A 21,952-nucleotide genomic window follows, 5' to 3' on the forward strand; every position below is an offset into this window, starting at 1 on the left:
GGAAATGTGGGAGCCGATTCATCGGCGAAAAGCCAACGGAGCGGTTTATCGGCAAGGCCCATTCGCCGATGAATCGGCTCCCACAAGAGCAAGAGCAACAGCAACAGCAAGAGCCATAGCGACCGAGACCGCGTAGGTTAGCCCTGCGTATCGTCGACGATCTCCACCTTCGGGAACGCCTTGCGCACGCAGCTCACATAGTCGCCATGCTTGAGCCCCGAAAATGGCGTCTGGTAGCCCACCAGCTTGCAACCGGCCTGCTCGGTCCAGTTGTTCTCCCAGTAAATGGGTAGCGCCCCGGCACCTCCCTCGGCAAACTGCTTCATGCCTTTGCAACCGAGCACTTCATCGGCCGCCACGGGGACGCCAAGCGTGGCCGCGAAGGCGCGGTAATACGTGATGCGATTGGCCGACTGCGCGTGCTCCGCGCTGCCACCGCATTCGACGCCGCCGTTGATGATCTGCGTAGTCACGCCGAAACCCGGCACGAGGCCAGCGGCGCGGTCCGCGTCGTTGGGCTGCCAGGTGCCGTCGATCACGTGCAGCATCGACGGCTTGGGCGGTTGCGGATAAGTAAAGAAGAACGTCGCGCTGGCGAGATTGAGCCACGTGTCGGCCACACGCTCCGGCGCATCCAGCAGAACGCCGACATCGCCGTACATGGCCTCGGAGAACGGTCCGTAGTTGAAGTTGTACGACAGCTGCTTCGCGCCACGGCCGAAATAACTCTTGTATGCGCCATCGGGATACGTACCGCACGGCCAGGTCTCCGCAATCCACCCATCGACCTTGCATTCGCCGTTGTAGCCATCGCGCGCGCCCTCGCTCCAGCCCGTCTCACGCACGTAGGCCAGTGCCTGGCGATACTCCTCGATCGGACGCCACGATTCGTGCGCGCCGGTTTCCTGGGCGAAGTGGGCAAACATCGTCGCGAGGGTCTTGCGGCAGATGGCGTCGGCATCGCGGCCATCGGCATACGCGTCGCAAACGGCCGGAAACTTGGCGATAGCCTGGAGGAACCCGCGGTACGTGTACTCCGGCTGCCGCAGCGGAAACAGGTACTCGAAGCGAGATTCGTCCACGATCGCCTCGACCAGGCGAACGTTTGCGGGATTACCTGCGCGCCTTGGCAAGACAGCCTCCACGCTGGCGTTGTCGAGCGTACGAATGGACGCACGTACCGCGGCCATCAGCGGGTCGGAAGTCAGTCGCGCCTCGTCGGCGAGCAACGTACTCAGCAGCACCTTGCCCGGTTCGCCGGGATCCGGATGACCGGGGCCACCCGGATCTCCCGCGTCGCCCCCCGGGCAGCCGGTGGCCGATCCGGGTGCGGCGCGTTCCCAGGGTGTGTCCCAGGGATTTGCAGCGCTGCCCGCGTTAGCGGGCGTATGGCCGGTCTCGACCCACCACTTCGCCCGGAACACGTCGTTCTCATAAGCGACGACGCAGTTTTCCGTGTATGTGCGCGAGGGATCGTAGTCGAGGGCGGACGAGATGCCAGGTGCGGCGAGGGCGAAAAGCGCCAGGGCCGGGCGTGCTGCGCGATGATGCAGGATATTCATGTTGGCCTCCATGCGGCGTTGTCATCTGGGAGCGCTGCGACAGGGCAGCGCAGCATCACGGTAGTCGTCACCGCATGGCGGGGAATATCGGATACGTCCGAAATGTCACCCCGGCTTTCGCGCAGACGTAAGGAGGCACTCAGTTTCGTCAAAGCTGTGAAATTCACCGGGTGGCTGATGTCGCCGCGGCGCACCATGACAACCGACATTTCAACCCGCAAGGATTCGATACAATCGGCGCACGGGCAGGGGGCGTCGTCCCCGAAGGGAGTAAGTGCGCATGCGTTACGAGAAGGGTCATAAGGAGCAGACGCGACAGAAAATCGTCGAGGCTGCCTCCGAACGTTTTCGCGCCGACGGTATCGATGCCGTCGGCGTGGTCAGCCTGATGAACGACGTCGGCCTCACCCAGGGTGGTTTCTACAACCACTTCGGGTCGAAGGAAGACCTCGTCCGTGAGAGTGTCGCCAACGGCGCGAGCAGCGCCGCCGAGCGGATGGCGGCGCGTATCGCCGGGTCGCGCGGTGAAGGTTATCGGGCCATGGTCAACGGCTATCTTTCGGCCGAGCACCGCGACCATCCGGAAACCGGGTGCGTCGCCGCGGCTTTGTCGGCCGAAATGGGCCGCCGGCCGGTCGAGACGCGGGCCGCCTTCACCGAGGGCTTCAGTGAGATGGTCGAGGTTATCGCCGGCACGTTGCCGGACGCCGTGCGCGGCAAGCGTCGCCGCACGCTGTCGATGGCGGTGTTCGCCTCGATGGTCGGGTCGCTGTCCCTGTCGCGTGCCGTGGCCGAGCCTGCGCTCTCGGACGAAATCCTGGCCCTGGGACGCCAGTCCGCGCTGGAGCTGATCGAAGCCGGCTGATCAGGAAATCGGTTGACCAACGGGTACCGGGACGGCTCGCGTGCCACGACAGGCGCCGATCCCGGTAACCCCCTCGCAGCGGTTTTCTGCAAAAGCGCCGATTTAAACGGAAGGCACGATGGCTCATTCGGCGTACGCTGGCAGTCTGCTTTTGAGATAGCCAATGGGGCCCCGCAGGGGTCCCACCAGCCGAGGGGAATGCCATGGTGACACTGCGCGTGAATGGTGAGGATCGTCAGGCCGACGTGCCGTCGGATATGCCGTTGCTCTGGGTCCTGCGTGACGTCATCGGGCTGACCGGTACGAAGTTCGGCTGCGGTATCGCCCAGTGTGGTGCCTGCACGGTGCACATCGATGGCCAACCGGTGCGTTCGTGCCAGCTGCCCGTCTCGGCCGTCGGCGATCGCGCCGTGACGACTATCGAGGGCATCGGCACTACGCCGGAAGGCGCGAAGGTGCAGCAGGCGTGGCTCGCCGTGGACGTCGTCCAGTGCGGCTACTGCCAGTCGGGACAGATCATGTCGGCCGCCGCGCTGTTGGCCCGCACCCCTGATCCGACCGACCGCGACATCGACACTGCGATGTCCGGCAATATCTGCCGCTGCGGAACGTATGTCCGCATTCGCGAGGCCATCAAGCAGGCCGCCACCGGAAAGCCACACGGCCTCCAGGTGATCGTCGACGGGAGCCCGGCATGAACGCCCGGGTGAGCGACGACGATGTTGTCGACGAACGGCGTCGCGCTGCCCTGAAGCTGGCTGGCGGCGGACTGGCCGTCGCTTTTCTCTGGACCGCGGGCATGGGCCCCGCATTCGCGCAGATGAACCCGCGTCGGCAGCCAACGGACGAAGCTGCGGCGGTCGCCGATGGAAACCCGGCGTTCGCACCCAATGCTTTCATCCGCATCGATGCCGATGGCAGCGTGCGCCTGGTCATGCCCAGCGCGGAAATGGGCCAGGCCATCTACACCGGCATCTCGATGATGCTCGCCGAGGAACTGGGGGTCGGCCTCGACCAGATCAAAGTGGAGCACTCGGTGGCCAGTGATGCCCTCTACGGCATCGCGCTGCTCGGTGGCGGCCAGATCACCGGCGGTTCGACGAGCACGCGCGGCCAGTGGCAATCGCTGCGCGAAGCCGGTGCGGTCGCCCGCGAGATGCTTGTCGCCGCGGCGGCCGCCCAGTGGCACGTAGATCCCGCCGCCTGTTCGGTATCCCGCGCGACGATCACGCACGCTCCCTCGGGGCGCACGCTTGGCTTCGGTGCCGTCGCCGAGGCGGCGGGCAAGCTGCCCCAGCCAGCGAGCGTCACGCTCAAGGACCGAAAAGACTTCTCGGTGATCGGCAAGCCGTTGCGCCGTGTCGACTCGCCGGACAAGGTCAACGGCGGCACACAGTTCGGTATCGACGTGAAGATACCGGGCATGAAATACGCGGCGGTGCGTACGAGTCCCGAACTCGCCGGCACACTCGGCAACGTCGACGAAACGAAGGCGCGTGCGTATCCCGGCGTCGTGGATGTGATCAAGCTCGATAACGCCGTTGCCGTGGTCGGTGAGCACTACTGGGCGGCGCACCGGGGTCTGGAGCTGCTCGAGATCGAGTGGCGCCACGGCGTCAATGAGCATCTGGATACCGCAACGCTGGTGGCTGCGTTGCAGGAGAGCTCGCGATCCGGGCCGGCACTGGTCGGCCGCAAGCCGAAGGGCGAAGTCGCTGCCGGTGGCAAGGCCGTCGAGATGTCATTCGTCTCGCCCATGCTGGCGCACGCGCCGATGGAGCCGCTGAACGCGACCGTCCACGTGACGCCGGGAAAATGCGAAATCTGGACCGGTACACAGGTGCCGACGCGGGCCCAGAAAGAAGGCGCACGTATCTGTGGCATCCCGCTCGAGGCCTTCACTGTCAACAACCAGTACCTCGGCGGCGGTTTCGGCCGGCGCCTCGAGACCGATCAGGTCGAGCAGGCAGTTGCCTTCGCGAAACAGGTCGCCTACCCGCTCAAGGTGATCTGGAGCCGCGAGGAGGACATCCGCCACGACCGCGTGCGTCCGCTCTACTTCGATCGCATTTCGGCCACCCTGGGCGACGACGGCAAGCCGACCTCGTGGAAGCACCGCATCACCAGTGGCACCGTGCTTGGGCGATGGCTACCCGCCGCCATGGGTAAGGACGGCATGGACAGCGACGCCATCGAATCGGCGGCGGACCTGCCCTACGAGATGGATAACGTCCTCGTGGAGTGGGTTCGCCACGAAATGCCGCCCGGCCTGGTCGTCGGCTGGTGGCGCGGCGTCGGACCGACGCACAACCTGTTCATCGTCGAGAGCTTCATCGACCACCTCGCCCAGACCGCGGGCAAGGATCCTCTCGCATACCGCCGCTCGCTGATGAAGCCCGGTTCGCGTCCCCTCGGCGTGCTGAACCTCGCGGCCGAAAAGATCGGCTGGGGAAGCCAGCCGTTACCGCCTCGCGTCGGTCGCGGCATCGCGGTGGCCTCTCCCTTCGGTAGTCACGTCTGCGCCATCGTCGAGGTCGAGGTCACGCCCCAGGGCGTCGTGCGTATGCGACGTGCCGTGGTCGCCGTGGACGTGGGCATCGCGATCAACCCGAGTTCCGTCGAGGCGCAGGTGCAGGGTGGACTGCTGTTCGGGCTGAGCGCGGCCATGTTCAACGGCATCACGCTGAAGGACGGCATGATCGAACAGAGCAACTTCCACGACTACCGCTCGCTTCGTATCAATGAAGCGCCAGCGATCGAGGTGTACACCCTCGACAGCGGCGAATCGCCCGGCGGGCTCGGTGAAGTGGGAACCGCCATCGCCGCGCCCGCGCTGGCGAACGCCATTTTCGCGGCAACCAACGTGCGCCTTACCGAACTCCCGGTAACCCGTATGTCGCTGGTGGAATCCGCGGAGGCGCTCAAGCATGTGGCTGGCGTGGTCGTCGGGAAGGGAGACGTCGCATGAAACGCTTTCTGATCCTGGTGGTGCTCCTCCTTGTCGTCGGTACGGTGGCGTACTTCGCACTCAATCGCACGGATCCCGCGGCAGGAACGTCGCCGTTGATCGTGGGCGCGCCAGCGAATGCCGATCCTGTCGCGCGTGGCGAGTACCTCGCCCGCGCCGCCGATTGCATCGCCTGCCATACCGTGCCGGAAACCGGGAAACCCTTCGCCGGCGGCCTGCCGTTCAAGTTGCCCTTCGGCACCATCTACTCATCCAACATCACGGCCGATGTCGACACCGGCATTGGCAGCTGGAGTGACGACGACTTTGTGCGCGCGGTGCGCGAAGGCGTCCGCAAGGATGGCAAGCACCTTTATCCCGCGTTCCCGTACACCGCGTATACGCAGCTCAGCCGGGCCGACGTGCTGGCGATCAAGGCCTACCTGTTCACCCTGCCGAAGGTGCGCCAGCCGGAGCGTCCGAACGACCTGGGTTTCCCCTTCAACCAGCGCTGGGCCATGGGTTTCTGGAACGCCGCATTCTTCCGTAGCCAGCGCTTCGAGAACGACCCCTCGCGCTCGCCGCAGTGGAATGCAGGCGCGTATCTTGCGGGCCCGCTGGGCCACTGCGCCGAGTGCCATACACCACGAAATCTCGGCTTCGGCCTGAAGCACGGGGAAGCGCTGGCCGGCGCGGAGTTACAAGGCTGGCGCGCCTGGAACATCACCTCCAACGAAACCCATGGCATCGGCAAGTGGAGTGACGAAGCTCTCACCCAGTACCTGCGAACCGGCCATGCCGACGGGCATGCATCCGCGATGGGGCCAATGGGCGAAGCGGTCGCCCACAGCCTGCAGTTCCTGAAACCCGAAGACACGGCCGCGCTCGTGGCCTGGTTACGCACCGTACCGGCTCGCGAAGGGAAGGATCCGATCGTGGTCGATCCGTCACCGAAGGCCGTGGCCGCGTCCAACGCCGCCGCGCCTCCACCGGACGTGGCGAACGCGGACTCTGAAGGCCAGCGCCTGTTCGAGGGCGCCTGCGCCAGCTGCCACCAGTGGAATGGCGCCGGTCAGCAGACACCGTATGCGGGGCTGGCTGGCACGCGCGGCGTGAACGATCCCAAGGGTGCCAACGTCACCCAGGCAATCCTGCATGGCGTGACGATGCGCGTCGGCGATACGGACGTCTACATGCCGTCGTTCGGCCAGGGGTACAGCGATCCTGAAATCGCCGCGCTGGCGAACTTCGTAATCGGACACTTCGGCGGCAAGCAGGGAGAGGTCACGGCGGAAGAGGTGGCCAAGCGCAGGGCTTTGTAGAGGTTCTGTGCGAGGCAACGCCCCAGTTGATCAGTGCGCCGGAACCGGCGGCTTGCCCATGGCCGCGGTCTTCTCGGCGATCTTCGCCTTGATCGCCGGAATCGCGGCGAGCGCGGCGCGCTCGCCTTCGAGGATAGCCACGTTCTTCTGGTCGAAGTCCGTTGGCCCAATCTGGCCGACCTTCGGCCGGATGACGATATCCGCGCGGCCAAGCTCCTGTTCGGCGAGCTTGCGGCCCATGATGGTGATCGACTGGCCGACGATGCCGACCATGCCGGCGGGGTTAGTCCCGTCCGGCCGTGCCGAGATGTCCACCGCGATCACGATGTCCGCGCCGAGCTGGCGCGCGGCATCGACCGGAACCGGACTGACGACGCCGCCGTCGACGAAATGCTTGCCGTTGATCTCGACCGGCTCGAACACGCCCGGGATGCTGCTCGAGGCACGTACCGCCTGGCCGGCATTTCCACGAACGAAGATCGCGCGCTCGCCCGTCTCCAGCTCGGTAGCCACGGCCGCGAAGGGCGTATGCAGTTTTTCGATCGGGGTGTTCTTCAGCAGGTCGTTGACGTAGTCCTGCAGTTTCTGGCCCTGCACCATGCCGCCGGAGAAGAAGCGAACGTCGCGGATCTTGCCTTCGTCCAGCGAGAACGCCGTTTCCTGCAATTGGAAGGCGTCCATGCCGCTGGCATAGAGCACGCCGACGACGCTGCCGGCGCTCGTGCCTGAGACCGCATCGACATGGATGCCGCTAGCCTCGAGCATCTTGATGACACCGATATGGGCGAAGCCCTTGGCCGCACCACCGCCAAGCGCCAAACCGATACGTGGCTTGGCCGCGAGCACCGGCACGGCGTTGTCCAGGCGGGCGTCCGGCTTCGTTCCGCCGCCGAAGCAGCCGGAAAGCAGGGCAGTGAGAACCAGCGGAAGCCAGATGCGGGCGCGAAGCGTCATGGGGAGCGGACCGAGAGGGGGCTGGCGGATCATCGGGCACCGGCGCGGCGCACGAATGACAGGTAAGTGGCGGAAGCCGGGCGACGAAGGGCCGCCCGGCGGGTGGTTCAGTCGCGGGTGTCGTCGGCTTCGACGTGGTAGCGCGTGGCTATCTCGATCTCGTGCTTCGACCCCAGGAACACCGGCACACGCTGGTGCAGGGCGGTCGGCTGCAGCGTCATGATCGGCTCGCGGCCCGTGGTCGCGGCGCCGCCCGCCTGCTCGACGATGAAGGCCATCGGATTGGCTTCGTACATCAGGCGCAGCTTGCCGGTGGCACCCTTGCTGGTGATCTTCGCGTCCAGCGGATAGATGAAGACACCGCCGCGGGTGATGATGCGATGGACGTCGGCGACCATCGAGGCGACCCAGCGCATGTTGAAGTCGCGACCGCGCGGCCCGGTCGAACCGGCGAGCAACTCGCCGATGTAGCGCTGCATGGGCGCTTCCCAATGGCGCTGGTTCGACATGTTGATGGCGAACTCGGCTGTTTCCTCGGGAATGGTGATGCCGCGGCGGGTCAGCACGAAGCTGCCGTGTTCGCGATCGAGGGTGAACTCGTGCACGCCATGGCCGAAGGTCAGCACCAGCACGGTGCTCGGGCCGTAGACCACGTAGCCGGCGGCCGCCTGGTCGGTTCCGGGCTGGAGGAAGTCCTGCGCTTTCGGCTCGGTCACGCCATCCGGGCAACGCAGCACCGAGAAGATCGTACCGACCGAGACGTTCACGTCGATGTTCGACGAGCCGTCGAGCGGATCGAACAGGAGCAGGTAATTACCCTTGGGGTAGGCGTCCGGAATGGGCTGCGGATCTTCCATTTCTTCGGAGGCGCAGGCAGCGAGGTGACCACCCCAGGCATTCGCCTCCAGAAGGATCTCGTTGGAGATGACGTCCAGCTTCTTCTGGGCCTCGCCCTGCACGTTGTCCGAGCCGGCGTTGCCGAGCACGCCGCCGAGGGCACCCTTGCCGGTGGCGACGGAAATGCGCTTGCAGGCGCGGGCCACCACCTCGATGAGCAGACTGAGCTGGGCATTGATATGCCCCTCGCGCTTCTCTTCGATCAGGAACTGGATCAATGAAATCGGTTTCGTCATCGGGACGGACTCTGGCGCTAAACCACGCATTGTCCGGGTGCCGGGTGAACGGCGCCAGAGGGCTGCTGACAGAACGCTGTCAGTAGCCCCCGCGCAGACTGTCCCTCTAACCGAAGCAACGGAGAGGGAAGTCGCATGAATCGCTTTCTCGATCGTCTCGCCGTGCTCTACGCGCCCCTCGGGCGCCGCGGGCTGCTGATGGACGGGCAGTACCGGTTCGCCCCCGACGAGGGGCGACCGCCGGTGCCGCAAACCGGGGCCAGGCCAGCCAGGGCGGCCTCGAAGACTTCGACCAGAACCACAAGGGAACTGCACGCATGAATGCCAGTCGGATCAAGTTCCACCACGCGCCGAACAGCCGCTCGGGCAGCACGCTGATGCTGCTCGAAGAACTCGGGGCGCAGTACGACATCCATGTGATGAACCTGGTCGAGGGCGAGCAGCGCCAGCCGGCGTACCTGAAGGTCAATCCGATGGGCAAGGTGCCGGCCATCGAGCATCTTGGCGGCCTCGTTACGGAACGGCCGGCGATCTTCACCTACCTGGCGGACCTGTTCCCGGAAGCCGGTCTCGCCCCCGGTCTTGGCGATCCGCTACGTGGCCCCTATCTGCGCTGGCTTTCCTTCTACGGCTCCTGTTTCGAGCCAGCGGTGATGGATCGCTTCATGAAGCACGAGCCGGCACCGACCTCGACCTGCCCCTACGGCGACTTCGACACCGTCATGGACATGCTCGAGGCCCAGCTGGCGACAGGCCCCTGGATGTTCGGCGACCGCTTCACCGCGGCCGACATCCTCTGGGCCAGTGCGCTGGACTGGACGATGCGCTTCGGTATCGTGCCCCGTCGCGATGTGTTCGAGGGCTACGTCGCCCGCCTCATGGCCCGGCCGGCCATCTGCCGCGCCACCGGCCAGGACGCGGCGCTGGCCCGCGCACAGACGCTGGCCGTCGCCTGAGCGCCCGGATATGCCTTTCCATGACGTTCGCCGCTTCCCGCGCCCCGCGCGGGAAGCGATGATTCGGGCATGCGCCGCGCCGACCGCCTGTTCCTCATCATCAACGCCCTCCGCGGGCGACGTACCGCGCTGCCTGCACGGCAACTGGCGGCGACACTCGAGGTCTCGCTTCGCACCGTCTATCGCGACGTTGCCGACCTGCAGCTCTCCGGTGTGCCTATCGAAGGCGAGGCCGGCGTCGGCTATGTCCTGCGCAAAGGCTCGGACATCCCACCGCTGATGTTCTCCGCTGGCGAACTCGAAGCACTCGTGGCCGGTACGCGGTTCGTCCGCGCGTTTGCCGGTGAGCGGCTGGCGCGTGAGGCACAGGCGGCCCTGATCAAGATCGAGGCCGTGCTGCCTCCCGATCTGCGCGAGCGCTCGGCCCAGTCGAAGATCTTCGCGCCCATCTGGCGCGACCCCTTCCAGAACCAGGTCGCAGCCATGCTCGACCGCCTGCATGCGGCCATCGTCGACCACTGCGTGCTCTGCCTCGACTACCGCGATGCCGAAGGACGCACGTCCACGCGCGAAGTGGAGCCGCTCTGCCTCTCCTTCTGGGGCGGCGCGTGGACGCTCGGTACCTGGTGCCGGCATCGCCAGGCGTTCCGTAATTTCCGGCCGGACCGCATCGAGGGCTGCCGCAACGAAGGCGAAACCTTCAGCGATGCGCCCGGGCGCGACCTGCAGGCCTATCTGGATACGATGCGGGGCCATTACGCGGGACTCGAATAAGCCGGGGATGCGATGATCGGGGTTTCCCCGCCAACGGTCTCCTGCATGTCCCCCTGGATCCGCGCTATCGCCTTCGCCGGTATGTTCGCCGCCACTGCCCACGCCGCTACGGCGCCCGCGTCGCAGGACGAGGCCTTCAAGGGTATTTATACGAAGGAATGGACCTGGCGTAACGGACAGGCGGGCATCCTCACCTCGGGCGAAGCGCAACCGGGCGACGGCCGTCTGGATACCGTCGATGCCGCCAGTCAGGCCAAGCGGCTGGCCTACTGGAACGACGTGCTGGCGCAACTGGACCGGATCGATCCGCACTCGCTGAGCGGCACGGTACGTGTCGATTACGCGGTGTACCGCGAGCAGATCTTCAATCTCGCGGCTGCCCAGCGCTTTGCGCAATGGCAGATGCCGTTCAACAGCGACTCGGCGTTCTGGTCCGACGTGGGTTACGTCCTCCACGGCGATGACCTGCGCACTCGCGAGGACTACCAGCACTACATCGAGCGCGTACGCCAGATTCCGGCCTACATGGACCAGGAAATCGCCAACATGCGCCTCGGGCTGGCGCGTGGCTTCACCGTGCCGCGCGAGGTACTCAACGGGCGCGACGTGTCCATCGCCGCTGTGGCCGAACTGAAGAACCCGGAAGACAGCGCGCTCTACAAGCCGTTCAAGTCCTTGCCGAAATCCATGCCCGCCAGGGACGCCGAGGCGCTGCGCAGCGACGCGCGCAAGGCGATCGCGGACGGCGTGATCCCTGCGTACGGCAAGCTGCTTACGTTCTTCCGCACCGAGTACGTGCCCAAGGCGCGACCGACGCTTGCCGCGGAATCGCTGCCGGATGGCAAGGCTTATTACAGCCAGCAGATTCGCGAATACACCACGCTGGATCTCACGCCGGACCAGATCCACGCGATCGGCCTGCGCGAGGTCGCGAAGATCCACGAGGCGATGCTGGAAACCATGAAGGACACCGGCTTCAAGGGTGACTTCCCGGCCTTCCTGCAGTTCCTGCGTACCGATCCCCAGTTCTATGCCAAGACGCCCGACGAATTGCTCATGCGCACGGCCTGGGTGGCCAAGCAGGTGGACGGCAAGCTGGGCAAGTATTTCGGCCTGCTGCCGCGCCAGCGCTTTGCCATCGAGCCGGTTCCGGCGGATATCGCGCCGTATTACACCTCGGGCCGCGGCGGTGCGGACGTCTATCTGGTCAACACCTACGACCTGCCGTCGCGTCCGCTGTTCAACATGCCTGCGCTGACCCTGCACGAGTCCATGCCCGGCCATGCACTGCAGCTGGGCCTTTCCGCCGAGCAGGACGGCCTGCCGCCGTTCCGTCGTGACGGCTATATTTCCGCTTACGGCGAGGGCTGGGCACTCTACTCGGAGTACCTGGGCGAAGAGATGGGCATCTACCACACGCCCTACGAGCACTTCGGTTACCTGACCTACCAGATGTGGCGCGCCTGCCGTCTCGTCGTCGACACGGGCATCCACCATCTCGGCTGGACCCGCCAGCAGTCGATCGATTACCTCACGCAGAACACGGCCCTGAGCCAGCGCGAGATTGCGAATGAAGTGGACCGCTACATCAGCTGGCCCGGCCAGGCGCTTTCGTACGAGCTGGGTTACCTGAAGATTCGTGAGCTGCGCGAGCGCGCCGAAGCCCAGCTCGGCGAGAAGTTCGACCTCCGCGCCTTCCACGACACCGTGCTCGCCCTCGGCTCGGTTCCGCTGCCGGTGCTGGAACAACACGTCGACGCCTGGATCGCCTCGAAGAAATAGTTCTTGGCCGCGGTTCCGTGACTTAGCTCTACCTATGGCGTATATTGCCAAATAACTCCACAGGTAGAGCAACGATGCACTCAGTCATCCACGCCGAACCCCTTCCCGCCGGCGATTTGGGCGGCCCGGCCCTTCGTGCCTTCTTCGCCCTGGCCGAGCGCTGGAAACTTCGCGTCACCGAACAGCGCACGCTGCTCGGCGATCCGCCGGAGTCCACTTACTTCAAGTGGAAGAAACAGCAGGACGGCGCTCCCTCGCGCGATGTGATCGAGCGAATCAGTTACCTGCTGGGCATCTGGAAAGACCTGCAGATACTCTTTCCAGACCCGGCCCAGGCAGACGCATGGTTGCGCAAGCCGAATAACGCCTCCCTGTTCGGAGGGCAGCCCGCGCTGGAACGGATGCTGTCAGGAAACGTGTCCGACCTCTATGTCGTCCGCCAGTACCTCGACGCCCAGCGCGGCTGGAACGGATGAATACAACGCCCCCCGATGGGAGCCGCTTCATCGGCGAAGGTACCTCGCCAGTGCCCCCACTTCGCCGCATCCGCTGGACCCACGCCTACCGCATTGTCCCCAGCCGGTTTCCGCCTGTCGGCCTCTTCGACCGCATCGCCGAGCCGAAGGACATCGATGCCGTCATGGCGATCGAATCGCTGACCAATCCGAGACTGCGCGAGGAGATCGGCGCACTAAGCCTCGTGCCGCCCGCGCGTCGCGTCTCCGGGCCAGGCACCACACCGATCATGGCGGCGTTCGCACATATCCCACCCGAGGGCAGCCGGTTCTCGGACGGCCACTGGGGCGTGTTCTACGCCGCGCACAGCGTTGCCACCGCGATCGAGGAAACCGTGTTCCACCGCGAGGCCTTTCTCGCCGCGACCCACGAGCCACCCACGGACGTCCAGGTGCGCTGCTACAAGACGGCTATTGCCGGCAAACTGCATGACATCCGCGGCGGATGGGTCGCCGAACACGATCCCGATTCCTACGCGGCGAGCGTGAAGCTCGCGCGCGCCCTTCGCGACGCCGGTTCCAACGGCATCGTCTACGACAGCGCGCGCCACGAAGGTGGCGAGTGTGTCGCGGTGTTCTATCCCGATCTGGTGGCGCCCTGCATCCAGGCCGAGCACCTCATCTACCGTTGGAACGGCGTGCGTGTCGAAGCGGTGCTCAAGGTGACGCCGGTGGAACGTCAGGGCTTACCACGCAGACCGTAAGCGGTTACCGTCTTCGTCATGTACCGACTTACGATCCTCCTCACCCTTCTCGTATTTTCCTTCGGCGCTGTGGCGAAGGACTCAGATCATGGCAAGTGGTATGCCGACATCCAGGCCTTTGAAGCCGCGGACAAGGCCAACCCGCCACCTGCCAACGCCGTCCTCTTCATCGGCAGCTCGTCCATTCGGTTCTGGAAGACGCTGAGCACCGACTTTCCGGCTTACCGCGTGATCAATCGCGGCTTCGGCGGTTCCGACCTGGATGACGCCACCGCGTTTGCCGACCAGATCGTGACGCCCTATCACCCGGCAGCCCTTGTCATCTACGCAGGCGACAACGACATCGAGGGCGGCGATGCGCCAGAGCAGGTTCGTGATGACTTCGCCGACTTCGTCGTCAAGGTACGTCGCGCCCAGCCGGATTTGCCCATTGCGTTCATCGCCATCAAGCCGAGCGTTGCCCGGGTTGCCCTGCTACCGCAGATACTGCAGGCGAACGCCCTGATTCGTGACTGGGCCGCGACGCAGAAGAACGTGACATTCCTCGATATCGTGCCGGCGATGCTCGATACTCAACGTAAGCCCAGGCCGGATCTTTTCCTTCCGGACGGGCTGCATATGAACGCAAAGGGCTATGCACTGTGGGTCGCGCAGGTCGCGCCATGGCTCACCGGACACGCGGCCGCAGCCGAAGATAAACAGATGCCAAACGCGCCCACCCCCTAATGCGGGAACTTCACGCGATTGCCCTTATCTAAGTCTGTGATCGCCGAGAGGCGACCTGTTGTCAGACGACCGGTTTCTATTGGTCCCTCTGTCCCGGGTCCCGCTATTTCCCCTGATAGCCTGGACCCGACACCGACCCCGGCAGCTCCTCCCCTGGCTGCCGGGGTTTTATTTTGTCCAGAATATGGAATATGGAATGTGGGAGCCGCTTCAGCGGCGATAGCCAGCTTGCCGCGACCAGTCACCGGCATAGCCGGCTCCCGCACAAAGAAAAGGGCGGGCGAGTCAGCGACCCACACCGCCCATCAGGGCAACGCAATTAGTTCAGCTCAAACCGTTCGGCTACGACTCGCATACGGCCGGATCGATGTATCAAAGGCGCGCCAGCGGCCGTCGTTCCCTTCGATATTCAGAACGATGTCCGAGATCGCATTGACCCGCTCGATGCGACGAGCTTCGCTTAAGGCGCACTCCAGGGCGTCATCCCGCGAGCAAAACTCGCCATATTCGGCTTCGTTCTTCTGCAGCACCCAGAGACCCGGACCTACGGACTCGAACGGAATATCGAAGACGACCACGATGGACACACCCTGTTCAGCGGAAAGTAAGTCCATCGTAGAGGCCCGTTCGTTAGGCCGCCGTTGAGATTCAGTTGTCTGCCCCTGAAGCAAAGCCCTCGCGGGTGCCCCGGTGGAACACCTTGTCCGTCGAAAGCACGTCGCTGGCGGCCACCGCTGTGCTCTCACCGAGCTTGGCGTAGATAGGGGTGAAGTCCGGGCGGGTGGCGTCGAACAGCTGCGCGAAGTCATCGATGACGAAGTACGTCTGCTGGAAGGTATCGATCCTGTAGCGGGTGTTCATCACGCGCTCGAGGTCGAAGCCGACGCGATTTGGCGCCGCCGAGTCGATCGAGTAGATGGACTCGCCCTTCGAGCTGACGATGCCGGCACCGTAGATACGCAAGCCCTTATCAGTGCGGATCAGGCCGAACTCCACCGTGTACCAGTAGAGCCGTGTCAGGTTCATCAGGGCCTCGGGGCCGATCGCATGGGCCTTCATGCCGCCCTTGCCGTACGCCTGCATGTAGTCGGCGAAGATGGGGTTGAGCAACAGCGGAACGTGGCCGAACAGGTCATGGAACAGGTCGGGCTCGGACAGGTAGTCCAGTTGGTCCGGCTTGCGGATCCACCAGCTGACCGGAAAACGGCGATTGGCCAGGTGATCGAAAAAGACCTCGTCGGGCAGCAGGCCTTCGACCGCGACGACTTCCCAGCCCGTCGCCTCGCCCAGCACCTTGTTCAGGTCGGAGAACCGCGGAATGCCACCGTCGCCCAGGCCGAAGCGTTCGACACCGTCGAGGAATTCCTGGCAGGCGTAGGCGGGCAGGAGTTCGCGCTGGCGCTTGTACAGCGTGTCCCAGACCTCGTGATCGGTCTTCGAATAGCTCTCCCACGGTTGCTCCACGGTGCCGGTCGCGTAAACGGGCACGTATCCGCGATCGGTCTGTTGGTGTTCGACGCGACGGGGTGTGTCCATGGCGGGCCTCCTTGGGGCTGCAGCGGGATATCGAGACAACAGGTTAGCGGGGAAAGACCGCAATAGGCTTGTGTTGTTGCGCACGAACACCCAATGTTTGCAACAATCTGCCGTTGAAAGGCGATCTGGAGACACGATCATGCAAGTGACGCTCGACCGCACCGATCTGCGCATTCTCTCCGCCCTGCAGACCAATGGCCGGGTCTCCAACGCCGATCTGGCCTCGGAGGTGAACCTCTCACCCTCGGCCTGCCTGCGCCGCGTGCAGAGACTCGAGTCCGACGGTGTCATCGCCGGATATGGTGCCCGCCTGGAGCCGCGGTCGCTCGGCCTCGGCCTGCAGGCCTTCGTTCGCGTCCAGCTTTCGCGGCACGAGGCCGAGGCCATCGACCGCTTCACCGAACGCGTGGCCGAATGGGAGGAGGTGGTCTCCTGCTTCGCCTTGACCGGCGACATGGACTACCTGCTCCAGGTTTACGTCGCCGATCTCGACGGATTCTCCCGCTTCCTGCTTGACCGGCTGCTCAACGCCTCGGGCGTGGCTGACGTAAATACCAGCTTCGTCCTACGCACCGTCAAGGCTTCGACCGCCCTGCCGCTGGGTAATGTGGTCGGGTAGCAGGACGCAAGCCCGCGTGTCTTAAGAACAAACCCAACTTCCTCTAGCGGCACAGCCCGGCCATCGTTAATCTTGTGTGCTTGATGGAAGCCACCACCGCCAACCTGAGTTCCCGCGACCGCATGCGACCGCTTCGCTATCTCTGGCGGGTTCCGCTGGTGTTGCTGCACATCGTGTTCGCGATCCTGATCTGCACCTTCATCCTCACCTGGTCCAGCGCGGTGATGAAGGACGGTCGCGAGCCCTTCGCCCACCGCGCGATCCGGCTGTGGTCGGTCCTGCTGCTGCGGATATTCGGCTTCCGAAGCCGCCGCTTCGGTACCCCATTGGCGGACCCCGTCCTGTTCGTCGCCAACCACACCTCGTGGCTCGATATCACGGTCGTGCACTCACAGCGCGCCGCCTGCTTCGTCGCCAAGGCCGAGATCGCGGGTTGGCCGCTGGTCGGCTGGATGGCCGCCCGTGGCGGCACCATTTTCCACCGCCGGGGCAGCAACCATTCGCTGGCCTCGGTCATGGCAGTCATGGTCGAGCGCCTTCACGGGGGCCGTTCGGTTGCCGTATTTCCGGAGGGGGGCACCGGCCACAACGGCGTACTGCGTGTTTTCCATGCGCGCATCTTCCAGGCGGCGCTCGATGCCCAGGTGCCGGTGCAGCCGGTGGCACTGCGTTTCGCGCGCCAGGGGCGCCGCGTGATCGACGCGGGATTCCGCGACAACGAGACCTTCATGGGTAACGTCATCCGGCTTCTGGGCGAGGCGCCGCTGGATGTCGAAGTCCACTTCCTCGAGCCGGTGGCGGTCTCCGCCGATGGCCGTCGGCGCATGGCCGAGGCATCGCGCGAGCGCATCGCGCTGGCCCTGGATACCGACACGCCCGCATGAGTCTGCCCAAAGGCTCAGACTTCCTGCCGCCGTGGCCGCTGCGAAGTGGGCACCTCCAGACCATGCTGTCGTCCAGCGGCGTCCGCCGCCGCCTGCTGCCCAAGCGAGCCCATCAGGTGCAGGTGGACGCCCGCGAAGTGCTCGTCGACGTGGGGCAGGGCGACCGTCTCAGCGGCCGCTACACGGCGCAGACCACCGGGCATGAGTCGCGCGGCCTCGCCATCCTGTTTCACGGCTGGGAAGGCAGCGTCGACTCGACCTATGTGCTGCAGACGGGAAGCCGCCTGCTCGAAGATGGCTGGGACGTATTCCGCCTGAACTTCCGCGACCATGGCGACAGCCACGGGCTGAACGAGGCGCTCTTCCATTCCTGCCGCATCGACGAGGTCGTGACCGCCCTGGGCGAGATCGCCAGGATGTTCCCTGCGAAAACCATCGGGGTGGCGGGTTTCTCGCTGGGCGGTAACTTCGCGTTGCGGGCGGCCATGCTGGCGCCGTCCCAGGGCGTGCGGCTGGACTACGTCCTTGCGGTCTGCCCCATCGTCGATCCCGCCGAAGGCCTGTTTTCGCTCGAGAAGGAAGCGCCGTGGATCTACCACGCCTACTTCATGCAGAAGTGGCGCCGGTCGCTCCGCTTGAAGCAGGAGGCGTTTCCGCAGCAGACCTACTTCGAGCTCAACGAGCTGAAGCAGAACATGCGCGAGCTGACGGCCTCGCTGGTTCTTCGGCACACGGATTTCGGCTCGCTCGAGGCTTACCTCGACGGCTACTCGATCGCCGGCGACCGGCTGATGAACATGCACGTGCCCGCCACGATCCTGACCTCGAGCGACGACCCGGTCATTCCGATCGGTGCGTTCCGCGCCCTGCGCCTGCCGCCGAACATTGAACTGGACATCGCCAGCTATGGCGGACATTGCGGCTTCATCCGCGATTTCGGCATGACCAGTTTCACCGACGATTACATCGCGGCCCGTTTCAACGCCATCGCCCGCTGACCTGGTCTTCGCGGCCGTCGGGCCAGACTGGGTGACCACCCTGGAGACCCCCATGCGCCTGAAGAGCGATAGCATCGAGAACGGCAAACCCATTCCTGCCACCTACGCGTTCATGGAGATCGGCGAGCCGATCAAGCCGGCGGGCAATGTCACTCCGCACCTGGCCTGGATCGAAGTGCCGGCGACCGCGAAGTCGTTCGCCATCGCCGTGATCGACACCGACGTGCCGTCAAAGCCCGACGACGTCAACGTGGAGGGTCGCGAGGTTCCCCGCCACCTTCCGCGCGTGGAATTCGTGCACTGGCTGATGGCCAATATCCCGCTGGAATGTCGCGAGCTGGGTGAGGGCGCCTGCGGTGAAGGCGTGGTGGCGCGCGGCAAGAAGGACCCGGTCGGCCCCCCCGGCTCGGTCCAGGGCCTCAACGACTACACGGGCTGGTTCAAGGGCGATCGTGACATGGAAGGCCACTATCACGGCTATGACGGTCCCTGCCCGCCATGGAACGACTCGATTCCCCACCACTACCACTTCCACGTCTATGCACTGGACGTCGAGACGGTGCCGCTCGAGAACGGGTTCTCGCTTGCCGAACTGCGTGACGTCATCAAGGGGCATGTGGTGGACGAAGCCGTGATCACCGGCACGTACTCGCTCAACCCGAAAGTGAAAGGGTGACGACGACGTGAAGCACAAGGCTGAATGAGTATTGAGTGGGTCGGCGTGGCTTCACGCGGCATGCGCGGTGGCCGGGACTAAATGGGTCCCGCGCCATCCCCTCACTGGAGTACCCGACCATGCTGCACTACGCCCTCGTCTTCCTTGTCATCGCGATTATCGCCGCGGTATTCGGTTTTGGCGGCATAGCGGGTACGGCCGCCGGTATCGCGAAGATCCTCTTCGTCATCTTCCTGATCCTGGCCATCATTTCGTTCTTCCGCGGCCGAAGCGTCTAGAGCCATGGGCTGGCGCGGCGCTATCGTCGCGGCCCGCGGCTCCTTAGCACCGAAAGCGAAGGCCAGCGCTGCTTATTGCGCCTGGTCGATTGACTCGGTACCAGAGGAATCGCAGACCCTGCGTCACCGCGTCAACGATGACCTTTACCTCACTCTTCCTGTCTTACCGTGTCCCATCCCGCTTCCGGAGAACTTTGTCATGAACAAGCCCGCCGACCATGTCGCCAACGCCGCGACCGCTGCCGCGAACACCGTTTCGGCCGCCGAGCGCATCGACGCCAGCGCCGAGCGAGTGAAGCAGGCCACCTCCGACACGATCGACCGCACCAAGGACGCCGTCGACCGCGCTGCAGAGAAGGTCGAATCGTCGTTGCATAACGCCACCGATAAGGCGGCTTATGGCGCTACCCTGGCGGCTGAGAAGGCTGAAGAAGCCAAGCTTCGCGGTAAGGAAGCCTACGGCGAAGCGGTCGACACTGCTAACGACTGGCTCGACACCGCGCGCGACTATGTTCGTGAGAAGCCGGTACAGTCCATCGCGCTAGCCATCGCCGCTGGCTGGCTCGCCGGTCGCATCCTGCGTAGCTGATCCACTTTACCCCGGGGGCAAGACGCATGTTGGAAGACGGTCCCTCGGGGCAGAGTGCTGTGGATGAGCCGTTGCCGGGCGCGGAAGCGCCAAAGGCAGCGGGCGTAAAGATGCCCGCCTGGTTCGACGACGTGCGCAAGCTTGGCGTAGGCCTGAAAAGCCTGTTCGGTGCGCAGCTGAAGCTGATCGTCGCCGAGTTGGGCCTGGCCCGGGACGGCATCACCGTGATGCTGTTCATGGGCTTGGCGGCCATCGTCTTCGCCGTCGCTCTTGGCTTTACGCTTCTGGCGTTGGCCGGATGGGGACTCGCACAGTGGTTCGGGTCATGGGCGTGGGCACTGACCGCCTTGGCGGGCATCCAGCTCATCCTGTTGATCCTCGCCATCCTGGTGTTCCGTCGCGCCATGCACTGGCTTACCCTGCCGGCCTCGCGGAACGAACTTGCCAGCCTTGCCCGCGAAGCGGCACGACAGGGCAAGGCGGAAGGCGAGCTGAAAGTGGCGGAGGATTGAGCGATGGGCATCTTTAAAAGCATGGCCAGGGTGACCAAGGCGCGAGCCGAGGTGGCGATAGCGCGAGAGCAGACCGTACAGCCGGCAGCGGCGCTTATCGCCCGAGGCTACGAATATCCGCTCACCGTTCTGGGCATCGCTGCCGGGTCGGGCGTCCTCATGAGCAGCATCAAGGTGAATCCGCTCGCGGTACCCGGTGTCAGCGGTCTCGTTGCGGGCGGCACCGCAGACATCATCAGCAAAGTGATCTCCATGGCAGCAGGCAGTTTCCTCGGTGATTTCGCCGGCGATGCCGCCGATGCCACGGCCGATGCGGCCGACGAGGTCGCGTGAGCGACTTCCCCAGCCCCCTACCTGTTCCCGAGCCCTCGATAGCGCCTCCCGGCGTTGCGGTGTCGTCACTGGCGCTCGCGCGGTCGCGCCGCAAACCCGGCAGCAGCCGGAGCACCCGGCGCATATCGCGTCATCTCCGGGCAATCCGTATCTCGCTCACGGGCATGATTCTCCTCGCCACCGTTTACACGGTGGCGATCGGCAAATCGTTGCTGGTTCCGCTCGTCCTCGCCGCCTTCATCGGACTGGCGTTGAATCCGATCGTGGTGGCCGCCGCACGCGTTCGTCTCCCGCGCTGGTTTGCCGCCGTGACCGTGATGCTGCTTCTCGGACTCGGCCTGGTTTCGGCGGTGACGACGCTGGCTACGCCTGCCCTGAACTGGTTCCACGAAGCGCCGGCTGCGATGCGGACTTTCGCGCCGAAGATCAAACCGATGACGCAGCAGATCGAAGCGGCGAGTCGCGCGACGCAAACGCTGGTCGGTGGCGCGGTCGCGCGCAATGCGCCGCAGGCCACCAACGATTTCAATTTCACCGCCTGGGACATCGTCGCCGGCGCACCGAAGGTGCTCGCCAGCGTGCTGACCGTGGCGCTTCTGGTGTTCTTCTTCCTCGTCTATGGCGACGAGATCCTGCGACGAGCCGTCGAGATATCACCCACGTTCGCGTACAAGCGACACACGGTGAGTATCGTGCGCAGCATCCAGACGGGAGTGTCCAGCTACCTGCTGCTCACCGCCGCGATCAACGTGACGCTCGGCCTGGTCACGGCGGGAATGCTCTACCTCTATGGCGTGCCCGATCCCTTGCTCTGGGGCTCCGTCGCAGCCATCGCCAACTTTATTCCGTATGTCGGTGCGATCACGACGACGACGATTCTATCGGTAGTCGGCGTTCTCCACTTCCAGGAGCTCGGCCCCGCGCTGTTGCCTGCGGCGACGTTCGCTGGCATCACGGCAATCGAAGGCAACCTGCTCACGCCGATGCTGCAGGGACGCCGGTCCCGGCTCAGTCCTGTCGCGATCCTGTTGTGGCTGCTGGTCTGGGGTTGGATCTGGGGCATTCCCGGGGCGCTTCTGGCCGTACCGATGCTTACCTGCGTGAAGCTCATCACGGCCAAGCTGCGCGGGTGGGAATGGTTTGCGCACATGATCTCGCGCTGAGGCGACTTCCCTTGAAGCGGACGGCCGCCTACGCCGCTGCCGTCGTAAACTGCAAGCGACGAAAATACCTGAAATCCAGACTTTTCGACCATTTTGCGCACATATGCGCAAAATGGTCTCGCAA

The 21,952-nt window shown here is 64.7% G+C and carries 25 protein-coding genes; 20 read left to right on the plus strand and 5 right to left on the minus strand.

Going from position 1 to position 21,952, the window contains the following annotated elements:
• Positions 1 to 137 precede the first annotated feature (137 nt).
• Entirely contained in the window at positions 138 to 1,562 is a 1,425-nt protein-coding gene (locus ACVWWJ_RS00930) for a glycoside hydrolase family 19 protein (protein ID WP_456966440.1), read from the minus strand.
• 280 nt (positions 1,563 to 1,842) lie between these two features.
• Here ACVWWJ_RS00930 and ACVWWJ_RS00935 point away from each other — a divergent pair, with 280 nt between their 5' ends.
• The 4 genes from ACVWWJ_RS00935 (at position 1,843) to ACVWWJ_RS00950 (ending at position 6,696) form a co-directional block, all read left to right on the plus strand.
• The gene (locus ACVWWJ_RS00935) at positions 1,843 to 2,427 is read left to right on the plus strand and encodes a TetR/AcrR family transcriptional regulator (RefSeq protein WP_159889006.1); all 585 of its coding nucleotides are present in this window, start codon (positions 1,843 to 1,845) and stop codon (positions 2,425 to 2,427) included.
• A 203-nt stretch (positions 2,428 to 2,630) separates the two neighbouring features.
• Complete coding sequence (locus tag ACVWWJ_RS00940; RefSeq protein ID WP_456966441.1) at positions 2,631 to 3,125, plus strand: (2Fe-2S)-binding protein; 495 nt, start codon at positions 2,631 to 2,633, stop codon at positions 3,123 to 3,125.
• Positions 3,122 to 5,395, plus strand: a complete 2,274-nt coding sequence (locus ACVWWJ_RS00945; RefSeq protein WP_456966442.1) for a molybdopterin cofactor-binding domain-containing protein — start codon at positions 3,122 to 3,124, stop codon at positions 5,393 to 5,395. Before ACVWWJ_RS00940 ends, ACVWWJ_RS00945 begins: the two co-directional genes overlap by 4 nt.
• Entirely contained in the window at positions 5,392 to 6,696 is a 1,305-nt protein-coding gene (locus ACVWWJ_RS00950; RefSeq protein ID WP_456966443.1) for a c-type cytochrome, read from the plus strand. The genes ACVWWJ_RS00945 and ACVWWJ_RS00950 overlap by 4 nt, the downstream gene beginning before the upstream one ends.
• Positions 6,697 to 6,726: 30 nt before the next feature.
• On the opposite strand, the gene ACVWWJ_RS00955 is transcribed toward ACVWWJ_RS00950, so the two are convergent.
• Together ACVWWJ_RS00955 and ACVWWJ_RS00960 are read right to left on the minus strand one after the other, a co-directional pair.
• Complete coding sequence (locus ACVWWJ_RS00955) at positions 6,727 to 7,650, minus strand: patatin-like phospholipase family protein (protein WP_456966444.1); 924 nt, start codon at positions 7,648 to 7,650, stop codon at positions 6,727 to 6,729.
• A 107-nt stretch (positions 7,651 to 7,757) separates the two neighbouring features.
• On the minus strand, positions 7,758 to 8,783 hold the full coding sequence (locus ACVWWJ_RS00960) for a class 1 fructose-bisphosphatase (protein WP_200851449.1): 1,026 nt from the start codon (positions 8,781 to 8,783) through the stop codon (positions 7,758 to 7,760).
• A gap of 135 nt (positions 8,784 to 8,918) precedes the next feature.
• On the opposite strand from ACVWWJ_RS00960, the gene ACVWWJ_RS00965 reads away from it, so the two are divergent.
• The 7 genes from ACVWWJ_RS00965 to ACVWWJ_RS00995 all read left to right on the plus strand — a co-directional run bounded on the left by ACVWWJ_RS00965 (position 8,919) and on the right by ACVWWJ_RS00995 (position 14,240).
• Positions 8,919 to 9,104, plus strand: a complete 186-nt coding sequence (locus tag ACVWWJ_RS00965) for a hypothetical protein (RefSeq protein WP_159889018.1) — start codon at positions 8,919 to 8,921, stop codon at positions 9,102 to 9,104.
• The gene (locus ACVWWJ_RS00970; protein ID WP_159889020.1) at positions 9,101 to 9,739 is read left to right on the plus strand and encodes a glutathione S-transferase family protein; all 639 of its coding nucleotides are present in this window, start codon (positions 9,101 to 9,103) and stop codon (positions 9,737 to 9,739) included. Before ACVWWJ_RS00965 ends, ACVWWJ_RS00970 begins: the two co-directional genes overlap by 4 nt.
• A 69-nt stretch (positions 9,740 to 9,808) precedes the next feature.
• Positions 9,809 to 10,513 carry a helix-turn-helix transcriptional regulator gene (locus ACVWWJ_RS00975; RefSeq protein ID WP_159889022.1) on the plus strand — a complete coding sequence of 235 codons (705 nt, stop codon included), beginning with the start codon at positions 9,809 to 9,811 and terminating at the stop codon, positions 10,511 to 10,513.
• A gap of 45 nt (positions 10,514 to 10,558) precedes the next feature.
• A complete protein-coding gene (locus ACVWWJ_RS00980; RefSeq protein ID WP_456966445.1) occupies positions 10,559 to 12,295 on the plus strand; it encodes a DUF885 domain-containing protein in 1,737 nt (578 codons plus the stop codon).
• A gap of 74 nt (positions 12,296 to 12,369) precedes the next feature.
• Positions 12,370 to 12,771 (plus strand): MbcA/ParS/Xre antitoxin family protein, encoded by a 402-nt coding sequence (locus ACVWWJ_RS00985; RefSeq protein WP_159889026.1) that lies wholly within the window; start codon positions 12,370 to 12,372, stop codon positions 12,769 to 12,771.
• A complete protein-coding gene (locus tag ACVWWJ_RS00990) occupies positions 12,768 to 13,514 on the plus strand; it encodes an RES family NAD+ phosphorylase (RefSeq protein ID WP_456966446.1) in 747 nt (248 codons plus the stop codon). Before ACVWWJ_RS00985 ends, ACVWWJ_RS00990 begins: the two co-directional genes overlap by 4 nt.
• Positions 13,515 to 13,532: 18 nt before the next feature.
• A complete protein-coding gene (locus ACVWWJ_RS00995) occupies positions 13,533 to 14,240 on the plus strand; it encodes an SGNH/GDSL hydrolase family protein (protein ID WP_456966447.1) in 708 nt (235 codons plus the stop codon).
• A gap of 329 nt (positions 14,241 to 14,569) precedes the next feature.
• Here ACVWWJ_RS00995 and ACVWWJ_RS01000 read toward each other — a convergent pair whose 3' ends face one another.
• Both ACVWWJ_RS01000 and phhA read right to left on the minus strand, forming a co-directional pair.
• A complete protein-coding gene (locus tag ACVWWJ_RS01000; RefSeq protein WP_456966448.1) occupies positions 14,570 to 14,827 on the minus strand; it encodes a hypothetical protein in 258 nt (85 codons plus the stop codon).
• Positions 14,828 to 14,888: 61 nt separating this feature from the next.
• On the minus strand, positions 14,889 to 15,776 hold the full coding sequence (gene phhA / locus ACVWWJ_RS01005; protein ID WP_456966449.1) for a phenylalanine 4-monooxygenase: 888 nt from the start codon (positions 15,774 to 15,776) through the stop codon (positions 14,889 to 14,891).
• Positions 15,777 to 15,915: 139 nt separating this feature from the next.
• Between phhA and ACVWWJ_RS01010 the strand changes: the two genes are divergently transcribed.
• The 9 genes from ACVWWJ_RS01010 to ACVWWJ_RS01050 all read left to right on the plus strand — a co-directional run bounded on the left by ACVWWJ_RS01010 (position 15,916) and on the right by ACVWWJ_RS01050 (position 21,828).
• Positions 15,916 to 16,395: an Lrp/AsnC family transcriptional regulator gene (locus ACVWWJ_RS01010; protein WP_456966450.1), complete on the plus strand. Its 480-nt coding sequence runs from the start codon at positions 15,916 to 15,918 to the stop codon at positions 16,393 to 16,395.
• Between the two features lie 83 nt (positions 16,396 to 16,478).
• Entirely contained in the window at positions 16,479 to 17,279 is an 801-nt protein-coding gene (locus ACVWWJ_RS01015; RefSeq protein WP_159889038.1) for a lysophospholipid acyltransferase family protein, read from the plus strand.
• Positions 17,276 to 18,277: an alpha/beta fold hydrolase gene (locus tag ACVWWJ_RS01020; RefSeq protein WP_159889040.1), complete on the plus strand. Its 1,002-nt coding sequence runs from the start codon at positions 17,276 to 17,278 to the stop codon at positions 18,275 to 18,277. Before ACVWWJ_RS01015 ends, ACVWWJ_RS01020 begins: the two co-directional genes overlap by 4 nt.
• A 52-nt stretch (positions 18,278 to 18,329) precedes the next feature.
• The gene (locus ACVWWJ_RS01025) at positions 18,330 to 18,953 is read left to right on the plus strand and encodes a YbhB/YbcL family Raf kinase inhibitor-like protein (protein ID WP_456966451.1); all 624 of its coding nucleotides are present in this window, start codon (positions 18,330 to 18,332) and stop codon (positions 18,951 to 18,953) included.
• A gap of 119 nt (positions 18,954 to 19,072) precedes the next feature.
• Entirely contained in the window at positions 19,073 to 19,231 is a 159-nt protein-coding gene (locus ACVWWJ_RS01030; protein WP_046965775.1) for a DUF1328 domain-containing protein, read from the plus strand.
• 199 nt (positions 19,232 to 19,430) lie between these two features.
• Entirely contained in the window at positions 19,431 to 19,820 is a 390-nt protein-coding gene (locus tag ACVWWJ_RS01035) for a hypothetical protein (protein WP_200851450.1), read from the plus strand.
• A 26-nt stretch (positions 19,821 to 19,846) separates the two neighbouring features.
• Complete coding sequence (locus ACVWWJ_RS01040) at positions 19,847 to 20,332, plus strand: ABC transporter ATP-binding protein (protein ID WP_159889044.1); 486 nt, start codon at positions 19,847 to 19,849, stop codon at positions 20,330 to 20,332.
• Between the two features lie 3 nt (positions 20,333 to 20,335).
• The gene (locus ACVWWJ_RS01045) at positions 20,336 to 20,665 is read left to right on the plus strand and encodes a hypothetical protein (protein ID WP_159889046.1); all 330 of its coding nucleotides are present in this window, start codon (positions 20,336 to 20,338) and stop codon (positions 20,663 to 20,665) included.
• Positions 20,662 to 21,828 (plus strand): AI-2E family transporter, encoded by a 1,167-nt coding sequence (locus tag ACVWWJ_RS01050; protein ID WP_456966452.1) that lies wholly within the window; start codon positions 20,662 to 20,664, stop codon positions 21,826 to 21,828. Before ACVWWJ_RS01045 ends, ACVWWJ_RS01050 begins: the two co-directional genes overlap by 4 nt.
• The last annotated feature ends 124 nt before the right edge of the window (positions 21,829 to 21,952 follow it).

The sequence above is a fragment of the Luteibacter sp. HA06 genome (genome assembly GCF_054061215.1).

Bases quoted from the DNA above. Each gene is read 5' to 3' on its own strand.
- ACVWWJ_RS00930 (WP_456966440.1), bottom strand. From the start codon at position 1,562: ATGAATATCCTGCATCATCGCGCAGCACGCCCGGCCCTGGCGCTTTTC.
- ACVWWJ_RS00935 (WP_159889006.1), top strand. From the start codon at position 1,843: ATGCGTTACGAGAAGGGTCATAAGGAGCAGACGCGACAGAAAATCGTC.
- ACVWWJ_RS00940 (WP_456966441.1), top strand. From the start codon at position 2,631: ATGGTGACACTGCGCGTGAATGGTGAGGATCGTCAGGCCGACGTGCCG.
- ACVWWJ_RS00945 (WP_456966442.1), top strand. From the start codon at position 3,122: ATGAACGCCCGGGTGAGCGACGACGATGTTGTCGACGAACGGCGTCGC.
- ACVWWJ_RS00950 (WP_456966443.1), top strand. From the start codon at position 5,392: ATGAAACGCTTTCTGATCCTGGTGGTGCTCCTCCTTGTCGTCGGTACG.
- ACVWWJ_RS00955 (WP_456966444.1), bottom strand. From the start codon at position 7,650: ATGACGCTTCGCGCCCGCATCTGGCTTCCGCTGGTTCTCACTGCCCTG.
- ACVWWJ_RS00960 (WP_200851449.1), bottom strand. From the start codon at position 8,783: ATGACGAAACCGATTTCATTGATCCAGTTCCTGATCGAAGAGAAGCGC.
- ACVWWJ_RS00965 (WP_159889018.1), top strand. From the start codon at position 8,919: ATGAATCGCTTTCTCGATCGTCTCGCCGTGCTCTACGCGCCCCTCGGG.
- ACVWWJ_RS00970 (WP_159889020.1), top strand. From the start codon at position 9,101: ATGAATGCCAGTCGGATCAAGTTCCACCACGCGCCGAACAGCCGCTCG.
- ACVWWJ_RS00975 (WP_159889022.1), top strand. From the start codon at position 9,809: ATGCGCCGCGCCGACCGCCTGTTCCTCATCATCAACGCCCTCCGCGGG.
- ACVWWJ_RS00980 (WP_456966445.1), top strand. From the start codon at position 10,559: ATGTCCCCCTGGATCCGCGCTATCGCCTTCGCCGGTATGTTCGCCGCC.
- ACVWWJ_RS00985 (WP_159889026.1), top strand. From the start codon at position 12,370: ATGCACTCAGTCATCCACGCCGAACCCCTTCCCGCCGGCGATTTGGGC.
- ACVWWJ_RS00990 (WP_456966446.1), top strand. From the start codon at position 12,768: ATGAATACAACGCCCCCCGATGGGAGCCGCTTCATCGGCGAAGGTACC.
- ACVWWJ_RS00995 (WP_456966447.1), top strand. From the start codon at position 13,533: ATGTACCGACTTACGATCCTCCTCACCCTTCTCGTATTTTCCTTCGGC.
- phhA (WP_456966449.1), bottom strand. From the start codon at position 15,776: ATGGACACACCCCGTCGCGTCGAACACCAACAGACCGATCGCGGATAC.
- ACVWWJ_RS01010 (WP_456966450.1), top strand. From the start codon at position 15,916: ATGCAAGTGACGCTCGACCGCACCGATCTGCGCATTCTCTCCGCCCTG.
- ACVWWJ_RS01015 (WP_159889038.1), top strand. From the start codon at position 16,479: ATGGAAGCCACCACCGCCAACCTGAGTTCCCGCGACCGCATGCGACCG.
- ACVWWJ_RS01020 (WP_159889040.1), top strand. From the start codon at position 17,276: ATGAGTCTGCCCAAAGGCTCAGACTTCCTGCCGCCGTGGCCGCTGCGA.
- ACVWWJ_RS01025 (WP_456966451.1), top strand. From the start codon at position 18,330: ATGCGCCTGAAGAGCGATAGCATCGAGAACGGCAAACCCATTCCTGCC.
- ACVWWJ_RS01030 (WP_046965775.1), top strand. From the start codon at position 19,073: ATGCTGCACTACGCCCTCGTCTTCCTTGTCATCGCGATTATCGCCGCG.
- ACVWWJ_RS01035 (WP_200851450.1), top strand. From the start codon at position 19,431: ATGAACAAGCCCGCCGACCATGTCGCCAACGCCGCGACCGCTGCCGCG.
- ACVWWJ_RS01040 (WP_159889044.1), top strand. From the start codon at position 19,847: ATGTTGGAAGACGGTCCCTCGGGGCAGAGTGCTGTGGATGAGCCGTTG.
- ACVWWJ_RS01045 (WP_159889046.1), top strand. From the start codon at position 20,336: ATGGGCATCTTTAAAAGCATGGCCAGGGTGACCAAGGCGCGAGCCGAG.